This is a genomic window from Micromonospora sp. NBC_00362 (assembly GCF_026342155.1).
Lineage (GTDB): Bacteria > Actinomycetota > Actinomycetes > Mycobacteriales > Micromonosporaceae > Micromonospora > Micromonospora hortensis.
The window spans coordinates 2,390,391-2,402,971 of sequence record NZ_JAPENH010000001.1 but is presented as its reverse complement, the minus strand read 5'-3'; the positions used below and the strand labels follow the sequence as shown (position 1 = coordinate 2,402,971).

General features: G+C 72.2%; 10 protein-coding genes and 1 riboswitch. Of the genes, 3 read left to right on the top strand and 7 right to left on the bottom strand.

Annotated elements, in window-relative coordinates:
* The first annotated feature begins 38 nt into the window (after window positions 1–38).
* Both OG992_RS10925 and OG992_RS10920 read left to right on the top strand, forming a co-directional pair.
* A complete protein-coding gene (locus OG992_RS10925) occupies window positions 39–3,380 on the top strand; it encodes an AfsR/SARP family transcriptional regulator (protein ID WP_266303145.1) in 3,342 nt (1,113 codons plus the stop codon).
* Window positions 3,381–3,884: 504 nt separating this feature from the next.
* On the top strand, window positions 3,885–5,462 hold the full coding sequence (locus OG992_RS10920) for a Na+/H+ antiporter (RefSeq protein WP_238686317.1): 1,578 nt from the start codon (window positions 3,885–3,887) through the stop codon (window positions 5,460–5,462).
* Between the two features lie 8 nt (window positions 5,463–5,470).
* Here the strand turns inward: OG992_RS10920 and OG992_RS10915 are convergent, their stop codons facing one another.
* The 5 genes from OG992_RS10915 to OG992_RS10895 form a co-directional block, all read right to left on the bottom strand.
* Window positions 5,471–6,214, bottom strand: coding sequence for an amino acid ABC transporter ATP-binding protein (locus OG992_RS10915; protein WP_238686316.1), 744 nt, complete (start codon window positions 6,212–6,214; stop codon window positions 5,471–5,473).
* Entirely contained in the window at window positions 6,211–6,984 is a 774-nt protein-coding gene (locus tag OG992_RS10910; RefSeq protein WP_266303144.1) for an amino acid ABC transporter permease, read from the bottom strand. The genes OG992_RS10915 and OG992_RS10910 overlap by 4 nt, the downstream gene beginning before the upstream one ends.
* A 39-nt stretch (window positions 6,985–7,023) precedes the next feature.
* The gene (locus tag OG992_RS10905) at window positions 7,024–7,917 is read right to left on the bottom strand and encodes an ABC transporter substrate-binding protein (protein WP_266303143.1); all 894 of its coding nucleotides are present in this window, start codon (window positions 7,915–7,917) and stop codon (window positions 7,024–7,026) included.
* Window positions 7,918–8,016: 99 nt separating this feature from the next.
* Window positions 8,017–8,157 carry a hypothetical protein gene (locus OG992_RS10900; protein WP_266303142.1) on the bottom strand — a complete coding sequence of 47 codons (141 nt, stop codon included), beginning with the start codon at window positions 8,155–8,157 and terminating at the stop codon, window positions 8,017–8,019.
* A gap of 32 nt (window positions 8,158–8,189) precedes the next feature.
* Window positions 8,190–8,301, bottom strand: a riboswitch (SAM riboswitch).
* An 86-nt stretch (window positions 8,302–8,387) separates the two neighbouring features.
* Complete coding sequence (locus OG992_RS10895) at window positions 8,388–10,328, bottom strand: amino acid transporter (RefSeq protein WP_238686312.1); 1,941 nt, start codon at window positions 10,326–10,328, stop codon at window positions 8,388–8,390.
* A 173-nt stretch (window positions 10,329–10,501) separates the two neighbouring features.
* On the opposite strand from OG992_RS10895, the gene corA reads away from it, so the two are divergent.
* Complete coding sequence (gene corA, locus OG992_RS10890) at window positions 10,502–11,632, top strand: magnesium/cobalt transporter CorA (RefSeq protein ID WP_238686311.1); 1,131 nt, start codon at window positions 10,502–10,504, stop codon at window positions 11,630–11,632.
* A 15-nt stretch (window positions 11,633–11,647) separates the two neighbouring features.
* On the opposite strand, the gene OG992_RS10885 is transcribed toward corA, so the two are convergent.
* Together OG992_RS10885 and OG992_RS10880 are read right to left on the bottom strand one after the other, a co-directional pair.
* Window positions 11,648–11,833, bottom strand: coding sequence for a hypothetical protein (locus OG992_RS10885; protein ID WP_238677098.1), 186 nt, complete (start codon window positions 11,831–11,833; stop codon window positions 11,648–11,650).
* Window positions 11,834–12,042: 209 nt separating this feature from the next.
* Window positions 12,043–12,558: a 2'-5' RNA ligase family protein gene (locus OG992_RS10880; RefSeq protein ID WP_266303141.1), complete on the bottom strand. Its 516-nt coding sequence runs from the start codon at window positions 12,556–12,558 to the stop codon at window positions 12,043–12,045.
* Window positions 12,559–12,581 lie beyond the last annotated feature (23 nt).

Below are 12,581 nucleotides of genomic sequence, written 5' to 3'. Positions count from 1 at the left end.
GATCAGTGCCGGTCGGGCCACGGGCCTAGATTGGTGCCATGACCAGGCAGCTCACGGCGCCCGTCGCGGTGACCTTCGGCGTACTCGGGCCGGTGACCGCCGCGACCGAGCGCGGCCCGGTCCCCCTGCGGGGACACCGGCAGCGCCTGGTGCTGGGCCGGCTGTTGATCGCCCACGGTCGGGTGGTGCCGGTGGATCGTCTCGTCGACGACCTGTGGGAGGTCGCACCGGACGGCGCGGTCGGCGCGATCCGGACCTTCGTGGCCGACCTGCGCCGGGCCCTGGAACCCGATCGGCCACCCCGCCAGGCACCCCGGATCCTGGTCACCGAGCCGCCCGGGTACGCGCTGAAGGCCGCCCCGGACGCTGTGGACGCCGGACAGTTCGAGGCGGCCGTCGGCGAGGCGGCCCGGCTGCTGGCGGCCGGGCGTCCCGCGCCGGCCCTGGCCGCGCTCGAGTCGGCGCTCGGGCTCTGGCGCGGGCCCGCGTACGCCGACTGCGCCAACGAGTCCTGGGCGGTCGCGGAGATCAACCGGCTGGACGAGCTGCGGATGCTGGCCGTCGAGCGGCGGGCGGAGGCGCTCCTGGCGGTGGGCCGACCGGACGAGGCCGCCGCGGACCTGCCGGCACACCTGGCCAGTCATCCGCTGCGCGAGGACGCCTGGCGGCTGCTCGCGACGGCCCGGTACCGCGCCGGCCGGCAGGGCGACGCGCTGGCCGCACTGCGAGAGGCCCGCCACGTCCTGGTCACCGAGCTGGGCGTGGACCCGGGGCCCGAGCTGCGACGGCTGGAAGCCGACATCCTGGCCCAGGCGCCGCACCTCGCCCCGGCCGCCACCCCCGGGCTCGGGGAACCCGTTCGCCCCGTCAAAGCCGAGCAGCGCCCCTTCGTCGGCCGCGACGCGGAGCTGGAGCGGCTGCGACACTCCGCCGAGGCCGCGTCCCGCCGCCGCCAGCCCACGCTCGCCCTGCTCAGCGGCGATCCGGGCGCCGGCAAGACGGCGCTTGCCGAGGCCCTGACCCGGCGACTCGCCGCCGAGGGTTGGACCACGGCGTGGGGACACAGCCCGGAGTACGACGGCGCCCCACCAGCCTGGCCGTGGACCCAGATCACCGACACGCTCGCCGGGCCCACCGCGCCCGTCGTCGCCCCCGCCGCGCCGGAGGACCGCTCGGCCGACGGTTCGGCTGACCCCGCCACCGTGCGGTTCCGTCGACACCGCGCGGTGGCCTCGCTGATCTCGACGGTCGCCGACCGCGAGCCGGTCCTGCTGGTCCTCGACGACCTACACCGCGCCGACGGCGACACCCTGGACCTGCTGACCGCACTGCTCACCGGCCCGCAGCCGGTCAGCGGGACGGTGCTGATCCTCGGCACCTACCGGGCCACCGAGATCAGCCCGGAGCTGACCGCCGCCCTGGCCCGCGCCGCCCGGCTGGAGCCGGCCCGGGAGTATCTCGCCGGCCTGCCCGCGTCGGCGACCGGTGAGCTGGCCGGCGCCATCGTCGGGGCGGAACTGGAGCCGGCCACCGCCCGGTCGATCCACCAGCGCAGCGGCGGTAACCCGTTCTTCGTCCGCGAGCTGGCCCAGCTCTACGCGAGCACGGGGCCGGCGGGGCTGTCCGCCGTGCCGCCCGGGGTACGCGACGTGATCCGGCACCGGTTGGCGCAGCTACCCGCCTCGACCCGTACCGTGCTGCGGCAGGCGGCAGTGCTCGGTCGGGACCTCGACCCGGACATGCTGGGCACGTTGGCCGGTGACCCGACGACAGCGCTGGACTCCATGGACCGCGCCCTGACGGCCGGGTTCCTCACCGAACGGGAGTCCGACGGGCGGCTGCGCTTCACCCACATCCTGGTCCGCGACACGCTCTACGCCGACCTGTCCGCACCACGCCGCGCCGCCTGGCACGCGGCCGTCGCCGAGGCGCTGCGACAGCGGGAACCCGTCGAGCCGGCGGCTCTCGCGTACCACCTGCTGCGCGCCGGCGGGCCGGTCCACGCCGCCGAGGCGTCGACGTACTCCCAGGTGGCGGCCGAGCGGGCCGAACGGGGCGGCAACCCGCACGAGGCGGCCCGTCTGTGGGGCCAGGCGATCGAGGCGTACGACAGGGCCGGCGGGGTCGAGCCGCGTGGGCGGGTGGCAGCGCTGCTCGGCCTGGGGCGGGCGCTGGCCGTGACGGGCCGACTGGCCGACGCGCGACTACGGCGTGCCGAGGCGATCACCGTCGCCGAGTCCACCGGCGACCCCCTGCTGATCCAGGAGGCCCTGGCGGGCTTCGACGTGCCCGCCAGTTGGACGCGCAACGACGACGACCTGCTCTCCGGGCACATCGTCCGAGCCGCCGAACACGCCCTGACCGCGCTCGGCCCGACCGGCTCGGCGCAGCGCAGCCGGCTGCTGAGCACCCTCGCGCTGGAGCTACGCGGCACCACCACCGATCGTGGCCGCCGCGCCGCCGCCGAGGCCGAGACGATCGCCCGCGACATCGGCGATCCCGGGCTGGTGGCCTTCGCGCTCAACGCCCGCTTCATGCACGCCTTCCACCGCGTCGGTCTGGCCGACACGCGGGCCCGGATCGGCCTCGAACTGGTCGAGTTGGCCGCCCGGCACCACCTGGTGACCTTCGAGGTGCTCGGCCACCTCGTCCTGCTCCAGGCCAACTGTGCGCTGGCCGACCGGCCCGCCGCCGACGCGCACGCCCGCGCCGCCGACCGCCTCGCCGAACGGTACGAGCTGCCGTTGGTCGGTGTCTTCACCCGGTGGTACGCCGCGCTGCGCCTGGCGTTGGGCGGCGACCGGGACGCCGCGGCGACCGCCTACCGTGCTGCCGCCGAAGAACTGCCCGCCGACGGTATGCCGGGACTGGCCCAGGGGTTGCTGCCGCTCGCCCTGCTCGGCCTGCGGCTGGCTGACGCCGTCGGCGACGCCCCGCCGGCAGGTGACGCCGGGCTGGTTCCCGTTCGGCGACCGATTGTCGGGCCGGACGACGAGGACTGGGCGCGGCTGGACTGGGGCCCGCACGAGCCCTGGGTCCGACCACTGCTGCTCGCCGCTGCCGGCGACCGCAGTGGCACCCGGGCGGCGCTGCGGGCCCTGCCGGACGGGCCGCACGACCTGCTGCGGGAGGTGCGGCTGTGCCTCACCGCTCGGGCAGCGCTGGCCATTGACGACCGGTCCACCATGGAACGCGTCGCCGCCGCGCTCCGCCCGGCCGCCACCGAACTGGCCGCCGGGAGTGGAGTGGTCACCGTCGGCCCGGTAGCCGGGCACCTCGCGGATCTGGCCGCTGCTCTGGGCCGCGACGATGAAGCCGCCGAGCACCGCCGGATCGCTCGCGCGCTCACCGCGCGTGTCCGCGCCGGCGACCCGACCTGAGCGTCGTCAGCCAGGGCATGCTGCGCTGACGCCGAGCGGATGTGCGCGGTGGGCAGCACCGTTGGTGACGTACGTCCACCTGGACCATCCCGATCGGCACCTCGACCGCCCCGCCTGGCGGCCGCACCGCTTCAGGGGTCGCGTACCGCGAGATCTTGGACAGTTTCCGTCTTGCGCGAACGGAAAGTGTCCAAGATCTGCGAACAATCGCCGCGCGGTGCCTGTCGCGCGGTGCCTGTCGCGCGGTGCCTGTCGCGCGGTGCCTGTCGCGCGGCGACGCAGACGACATCACGAGGCAGATCGAGTCGGGCGTGGGAAGTAGCCCGTAGCCCTTCTCCCCAGCTCGCGCGTTCTTCCGGTGCCCCTTCTGGTGCCCCACGACACTGCACCCCGCGCTCTGGCTACCCGGCGACTTGCCGGTTTCCACCGGAAGCCACCGGCGGGTGCGGTCAGATGGAACCACCGGCGCGTCCACCGTCGGCCATGGTCCGAGGGGGTGTACGCGTGGAGGCGCTCATCCTGATCGTGCTGCTCGGCGTCACAGTCCTCGTCGGCACCACCCTCGGCGGTCGGTACCGGGTCGCCCCGCCGGTCCTGCTCATCGCGTTGGGCGTGCTGCTCGGGCTCACGCCGCCGCTGTCCGAGGTCACCCTGGAACCCGACCTGGTCCTGCTGATCTTCCTGCCGGCGATCCTTTACCGGGAGAGCCTCACCATCAGCCTGCGCGAGATCCGGGCCAACCTGCCGGTGATCGGGCTGCTCGCCGTGGTGCTGGTGGTGCTCACCATGGTCACCGTGTCGTTCGCCGCGCAGGCGCTCGGCGTGAACCCCGCCGCCGCCTGGGTGCTCGGCGCGGTCCTCGCGCCGACCGACGCCGCAGCGGTCACCGGCCTGGCCAAGCGGCTGCCCCGAAAGCTGCTCACCACCCTGCACGCGGAGAGCCTGATCAACGACGGCACCGCGCTGGTGGTCTTCGCGGTGGCCGTGGGTCTGCTCAGCCACAGCGACAAGCCGGGCGTGCTGGGCATCGGCGAGGAGTTCGTCGGCGCCAGCGTCGGCGGCGTGGTCGCCGGTCTGCTGGTGGGGGCCGCCGTGGTGTTGATCCGCAAGCGGCTCGACGATCCGCTGCGCGAGGGCGCACTCAGCGTGCTGACCCCGTTCGGCGCCTTCCTGCTCGCCGACTCGGTGCACGCCAGCGGTGTGTTGGCGGTGGTGGTCGCCGGCCTGGTGTTGGCCTACGCCGGCCCACGGGTGATCCGCGCCCGGTCCCGGGTGCTGGCGTACGCGTTCTGGGACCTCTCCACGTTCCTGATCAACGGCGGGTTGTTCGTCCTGCTCGGCACGCAGATTCCCCGCGCGGTCCGGAGCATCACCAGCACCTCGCCCGAGCGGGCTCTGGTGATCGTGCTGGTGGTCACCCTGGTGGTGATCGGCACCCGGCTGCTCTTCATCTACCTCACCGCGCAGTCGGCGCGGCTGCGGCGCCGGCGGATGGTGGACGACGACGGCCGAGGTCCCTCCGGCTGGCGGGTGGGGACCGTCGCGGGCTGGTCCGGTTTCCGGGGCGCGGTATCGCTGGCCGCCGCCCTTGCCGTCCCGACGGTGATGGTCGACGGTCAACCGGTGGTCGAACGCGATCTGATCATCTTCGTCACCGCGCTGGTGATCGTACTGATCATGCTGCTTCAGGGCACCACCCTGCCGTTTGTGGTGCGCTGGGCCGGGCTGAGGGGCGACCCGGAACGCGTCGACGAGGCCCGCAACGCCCGGCGGCGGGCCACCGAGGTGGGCCTCGCCGCGCTTCCCCAGGTCGCCGCGGAGATCGGTGCTCAGGACGAATCCGTGCGTCGGCTGGAGGCCGAGTACCGCCGGCATCTGGAGGACCTCGACGAGAGCGGTGGGAACACCGCCGAGGAGCGCCGGCTGGAACGCCGACTGCGCCTTGGCGTCCTCGCCCACAAGAGGCGGGAGGTCACCCGACTGCGCGACAGCCGGGAGATCGACGACCTGGTGCTTCAGGAACTCCAATCCGCGCTGGACAACGAGGAGATCCGGCTGCTGGGGCGTGGGCCCAACGAGTGATCGTCGGCTCAGAGCACCTGGTCGAGGAACCGGCGAAGCCGCGGATGCTCGGCCCGTTCGAAGATCGCCTCGGGTGGGCCGGCCTCCAGCACCACGCCCCGGTCCATGAAGGCGACGGTGTCGGCGACCTGCCGGGCGAAGCCCATCTCGTGGGTCACCACCACCATGGTCATGCCGGCGGCGGACAGGTCGGCCATCACCCCGAGGACGCCCTTGACCAACTCCGGGTCGAGTGCCGAGGTGGCCTCGTCGAAGAGCATCACCTCGGGCCGCAGCGCCAGTGCGCGGGCGATCGCCACCCGCTGCTGTTGACCACCGGAGAGCTGCGCCGGCCGTGAGTTCGCCTTGCCGGCCAGCCCCACCAATTCCAACTGGGCCCGGGCGACGGTCTCCGCCTCGTCCGCACCGAGCTGGCGCAGCCGGCGCAGCGCCAGCGTGACGTTGCGCAGCACGCTCATGTGCGGGAAGAGGTTGAACTGCTGGAACACCATGCCCACCCGCTGCCGCAGGGCGTCCGGGTCGTCGTCCAGCACGCTGCGCCCGTCCAGCAGCACGTCGCCCCGGTCCGGTTCGATCAGCCGATTGATGGTGCGCAGCAGGGTGGACTTGCCCGACCCGGACGGCCCGATGACGCACGCCGTCGCGCCCCGGGGCACCGAGAGGTCGACGCCCCGCAGCACCCGGTTCGGTCCGAAGGCGAGGTGCACATCGCGTACGTCGAGGCTGACCGAGGTCGTCGTGGCGGTGGTCATCGCCGATCTCCTTCCGTCGCGGCGTACGACGCGATGTCGTCGTCCTCTTCGGTCGACGCGGTGGCCGGCCGGCCGTTGCGCAGCCGCCTGTCGATCCAGTTCACGACGTGCGTCAGCGGGACCGTCAACGCCAGATAGCAGAGCCCCGCCAGCAGCAGCGCCGACTCGTTGCCGGTGGTGGCCGCGTAGTCCTGCCCGATCCGGAACAGCTCCCGCTGGCTGGCCACCAGGCCGAGGAAGTAGACCAGGCTGGAGTCCTTGATCAGCGCGATGAGCTGGTTCACCCAGGCCGGCAGCACCCGCCGGATGCCCTGCGGAATGATCACCAGCCGCATCGAGTCTGCCCAGGAGAAGCCGAGCGCCCGCGAGCCCTCCAACTGGGCGGCCTCCACCGACTGGATGCCCGAGCGGAAGATCTCCCCGATGTACGCGGCGGCGATGAGCGACAGCGCCAGGATGCCCAGCGGGTAGGGATCCGGCCCCCAGACCTGCATGCCCAGCGGGGCCAACCCGACGCCGATCAGCAGGATCGTCGCCGCGGCGGGAAGCCCTCGGAACACGTCGGTGTAGACCCGCGCCGGCCAGCGCAGCCAGCGGCTGCGGGAGATCCCGGCGACGGCCAGCAACAGGCCCAGCACCGAGCCGAGCAGGGCGGCGGAGACCGCCAGGATCAGCGTGTTGGGCAACCCGACGGTCAGCATCTCGGGCAGCGCCTCGCGCATCGCGTCCCAGTCGAAGAAGGTCTCCCACAGGGTGCTCAACGGATCCATCGGTCGCTCCTCCTACCGCCCTGCTCGCTCGTCACCGGCTCAGGACGCCGTCGACGCGGACGCCGACGGCGCGACCGACGCGGTGGCTGACGCGGACGGGGCCTTCACAGTGCCGCTGCCCGGCGTGAAGTCCGCCGGGATCGGCCGGCCCGGGTAGTACTGCGCCTGCAACCGGCTCCAGGTGCCATCGGCGATAACCTCGTCGAGGCCCTTGTTCAGCGCCTCGCGCAGCTTGTCGTTCCCCTTGGCCACGGCGTACGCGGTCGGTGCGGGGCTGAGCTGCTTGGCCGCTACGGTGATCTTGCCGTTGCTGTCGGTGGCCGACTTCTCGCCGATCTCCGCCGGGGCGATCCAGGCGTCGGCGGTGCCCGCCTTGAGCTGGTTGATCGCGCCGTTGTAGTCCGGCACCCGCACCGGGTTGAGCTGCTTGCCGGTGGCGTAGTCGTCCTGGACGGTGCCCTGCACCACCACTACCCGCTTGCCGGTGAGCTGGTCGAAGCCGGTGATCGGCGAGCCGGCCGGGACGTCCAGGCCGAAGTAGCCGAAGTCGTAGCCGTTGCCGAAGTCGACTGTCTTCTTGCGGGCCTCGGTGATGGTGATCGAGGAGCTACCCACGTCGAACTTGCGGTTGTTGACCTGGCTGAGTAGCGCGGAGAAGTCGGTGCCGACGAACTCGACGGTGAGGCCGAGCTTGCCGGCCACGGCGGTCAGCAGGTCGTTGTCGAAGCCGGTGAACGTGCCGTCCTTGAGGTACACGTTCGGCGGGGCGTCGGTCAGCGTTCCCGCACGCAGCACACCCGCCTGGGCCAGGCGGTACGGGTTGGCGGTGGCGTCGGACGAACCGTCGTCGCCGCAGGCGGTCAGGGCGGTGGCGGCAAGGATCGTGGCAGCGCCAAGGGCGGCGACGCGGGTCAGGGCAGGAAGGAGTCGCACTGGTGTCTCCGAAGGGTGGTGTCTCGGCGCGCACGGACGTGCGCCACCGACGGCGCGCCCGATGGGCGTACCGGTGGGAAGGAGCTGGGGAAGGGGGTGCTAGAGCGCGGTGCCGCGACGACAGGCGGCGCTGCACATTCGCATCATGTCCACGTGCCGTCGCCGGATCAGTGCGGGCGAGGGCCGACCGGTGCGGGAGTCCGCGACGTCGGTGGGTGGGGTGGTGCTGAGGATGCTCATGGTTCTCCCGGGTCTGTGCTGACCTGGGTGCCAGGCCACGCTTGCACCGACGTCCTGCCGGTGCCTGGTCTTCACCCGGGGCACCCCACCGCGGAGGAGGGTTGCCGGCCAGCGAGCCGGGGCTTCGCGCTGGCACTCATGACCTGCGCCGAGGCTAGCAGCAGGAACGGGTGGATCGTCCAGTCGTTATGACCACGCTCACGGTGCGCGACGGGCTGTCGGCTCGCAGGTCAGCCGGCGTGCACGTGGGGTCGACGGTGCGGGTCGGGCTCCTGGCGGCGCAGGATCTCCCGGGTCACCGAGGCGATGGCGCCCTGTCCGAACGCCAGGTAGCGCAGGAAGTTGCGGGTCGGGCCGCCCTCGGACCACTCGAAGTAGATGTGGGGGCGCCGACGGCTGCGGTCACGGATCTCCAGCAGCAGGGCGGCGAGCGCGGTGGGCACCGATGAGCTGGCCAGGCTGAGCACCGGGAAGCGGCCGTCGACCACACTGCCATGGACCAGCAACTCGGTCTCGAAGTCGGACGGGTCGGTGACAGTGACCTCGACGAAGATGACGTCTCCGTCGTCGGGAAAGTCGTTGTCCGCCATGGTCTGCGCCAGCTTGGCGCGGTACTCCGCCTCGTCGCGCCGGTCGGGTTCGTGCGCGATGAGGCGGATCCGTCGCCCGGCGCGTTCGTCGATCATGCCGGCTGCGGCGTGGTCCAGTTCGACATGGTCGACGCGCAGCTCGTAGGCCCGCATCACCCGGGACAGCACCGACACCAGGATGATCCCGCCGATGAAACAGGCCGCGATCTTGACGCCGTCCGGGCGTTCCACGACGTTCGCCACCGTGGTGTAAACGAAGATCACCGCGATGACTCCGAACGCGATGGTGCGGCCGCGCTGACGCTGACGCTGCGCCGCGAGCGTCACCGCCGTCGCGGCCGAGGTGATCAACACCAGGACCCCGGTGGCGTACGCGCCGCCCTGCGCGTCCACGCTGGCCTCGAAGAGGATCGTGATCAGGAACGCCACGGCGATGAAGACCAGCACCAGCGGCCGGACGGCTCGCGCCCAGGTCGGCGCCATGCCGTAGCGGGGCAGGTAGCGCGGAACGAGGTTGAGCAGACCAGCCATCGCCGACGCCCCGGCGAACCAGAGGATTCCGATGGTGGACAGGTCGTAGATGGTGCCGAACACCTCGCCGAGGTGGGCGTGCGCCAAATAGGCCAACGCGCGCCCGTTAGCCGGCCCGCCCGGCTGGAAGGCCTCCGGCGGAATGAGCACGGTGGTCGTCACGCTGCTGGTGATCAGGAAGACGCTCATGATCACCGCCGCGGTGGTGAGGAGCCGGCGGGCGCCACGGATCCGGCCCAGCGGTCGTGCCTCCGAGTCCTGCGGGTCACCCCGTACGCTCGGCATGACCGCCACCCCGGTCTCGAAGCCGGACAGACCCAACGCCAGCTTCGGAAAGACCAACAGCGACAGCCCGACCACCAGCCACGGATCGCCGTGCCCGGTGGTCAGCATGGTGGTCCAGTCGCCGAGCGCGCTCGGATGCGTCGCCACCCGCCACAGCGCGTCGGCCACCACCACCGCGTTCAGCGTCAGATAGACAGCCACCAGGACGACGGCGATCCCGATGGCCTCGGTGAATCCCTTGAGGAACACCGCGCCCAGCAGCGACACCAGCAGCAGCGTGACCAGCACCTCGTGACCCTTGAGCCCGGTCGGCCAGAACGGGTTCTCGTCGATGTGCGCCGTCGCGTCGGCGGCCGAGAGGGTGATGGTGATGATGAAGTCGGTGGCCGCGAAACCGAGCAGCACCAGCACCAGCAACTTGCCCGGCCAGTAGCTCAGCAGGCGTACCAGCATCGCGATGGAACCCTCACCGTGCGGGCTCTCCACCGCCACCCGCCGGTAGACCGGCAGCGCCCCCAGCAGAGTCACCAGCACCAGCACCAGGGTCGCCACCGGTGAGAGCGCCCCGGCGGCCAGCGCCGCGATGCCCGGCTGGTAACCCAACGTGGAGAAGTAGTCGACCCCGGTCAGGCACATCACCTTCCACCACGGGTGGTGCCGGTGCTCCGGCGGGCGCCCGTGCGGCCCCGGGTGCTGCACGGCCTGGTCGGAGCCGGCGTCGAGCAGCCACCCCCGCAACCGGCCGGCGCGTCTGTCGGCAGTCACCGGCGCGTCCCCCGTCGTCCCGCCCACGGTCACCGTGAGTATCCGCCCGACGGGCCGCCCTCGTCTGCCGGTGCGCGGAACCCAGCCGACGACGCGGCGGGTTTCAGGGCCCGGGACAGCGGGGAAGCAGCGCCCCGGGCTGGTGGGGACGGCACCGGGGGAGGGGACAGGGCATGGTCGGCGGCCGTCGCTTCCGCCCGGGTGGTGGCTTCGGCCGCCAACTCGACGAGTACGAGACGAGAGTCGGTGTGCCGCCGTCCACGGAGTCACCCGCCGCGTCCCACGGCGGCCTGGTGGACAGCGCGGTCTACATCCGAGGGCACCGGTTCGCCTCGCCGTCCGGCCTCGCCGAGACGTACCGCTGCCTCCAGGAGCAGGACGGCGCGATGGCCTGGATCGGGTTGTACCGGCCCGACATCGAGCAGATCACCTCGCTGGCCCGAGAGTTTCGGCTGCACGACCTGGCGGTCGAGGACGCGATCAACGCCCACCAGCGGCCCAAGCTGGAGCGGTACGGGCACACCCTGTTCGTGGTCCTGCGCGCCGCCCGCTACGACGACCTCCGCGAGGAGGTCGAGTTCTCCGAACTGCACCTGTTCATCGGCCCGGGCTTCGTGGTCACCGTCCGACACGGTGAGGCGCCCGACCTGGCCGCGGTGCGGCGGCGGCTGGAGACCGAGGCGCAGATGCTCGCCCGAGGGCCGGAGGCGGTCCTGTACGCGATCCTCGACCAGGTCGTCGACGGGTACGCGCCGGTGGTGGCCGGACTGGAGAACGACATCGACGAGATCGAGACGCAGGTGTTCGGTGGCGACCCGAACGCCAGCCGCCGCATCTACGGGCTCAGCCGCGAGGTCATCCAGTTCCAGCGGGCCGCCCGCCCGCTGCTCAGCGTGCTCGACGCGCTGGCCGACGGCGCCGGCAGCGCCAGCGCCGACGAGGAGCTACGCCGCTACCTGCGCGACGTGACCGACCACCTGACCCAGGTGGTGGAGCGGGTGGACGGTTTCCGGCACCTGTTGCAGAACATCCTCACCGTCAACGCCACCCTCGTCTCGCAGCAGCAGAACGAGGAGATGCGCAGCCTCACCGCGGCCAGCTACAGCCAGAACGAGGAGCTGAAGAAGGTCTCCTCCTGGGCGGCGATCCTCTTCGCTCCCACGCTCATCGGCACCGTGTACGGCATGAACTTCGTCCACATGCCGGAGCTGAACTGGCGCTTCGGCTACCTCTTCGCGCTGCTGTTGATGCTGCTGGTCTGCGGCACCCTCTACGTGATCTTCAAGCGGCGCGGCTGGCTCTGAGCCGTGCGGCCGGGATCACTCGATGCCGCGCAGGATGTGCCGTTCGTCCTCGACGTCGTCGTCGCCGGCACTGATCCGGCCGAGCAGTACGGCGGCCGCCCAGATCGTCAGTGGTGTGGCCGCTCCGGTCATTCCGCCGCCGGTCCGGTCGTCCCGGGTCTGGCTCCGCTCCGTGCGCGGTGGCCTGCGCTGAGCCTGCATGGGCCCTGCCTCTCCTCGTCGAAGCCGCCGTGGGTGGCGCGGGGTGACCTCGCGCCACACCGGCCGGGCGGACCGCCTGTGAGCAGCCCACCACCGGTACGACAGCCACTCGAACCTTCCCACGCCCGGCCGCATCCGCACCGCTTGTTTTCGGGTTTCCGACTGTCGCCCGCCAAACCGGACATTACGCCTCGACGGTCGAGGCGTGGTCAAGGCAGCGGGTGGGCGATGCCACGCGCGTGGTCGGTGAGCGCCGCGCCGACCACTGTCGCGGCCAGCGGCAACACCTCCAGACAGCGGCGCACCGCGGCGGCCATCAGCGTGTTCGGCACGCGCATGGACAGCGTGCAGTGCGGCACCCACCGCCCCGGCTGGTAGTGCGCGGCGAGGGCGATGCCGGCGCCGGCGAGCCGGTCGTGCACCAGCCGGTGGTGCGCCAGCAACTCCGGGGTGGGCGCCGGGCCGAGCCAGAGCACCCGACCGACGAACTGACCGGCGTGCTGGAAGTCGAGCCGCAGCGGGGCGGCCACCACCGTCCCCTGTAGCGCCTCGGCGACCTGCTCCGGATCGAAACGGGGCGCCACCATGAGCGAGACGTGCGGACGGTGGCGCTGCTCCAGCAGCGAGCGCATGCTCTGCACCCCCTCGGCCTCCAGCGCGTCCCAGAGAACCCGGATCCGGCGGGTGGCGTCCGGGTCCAGGTACAACTCCACCGCGGCGACCATTCGATCACCGTAGCGGCCGAGGT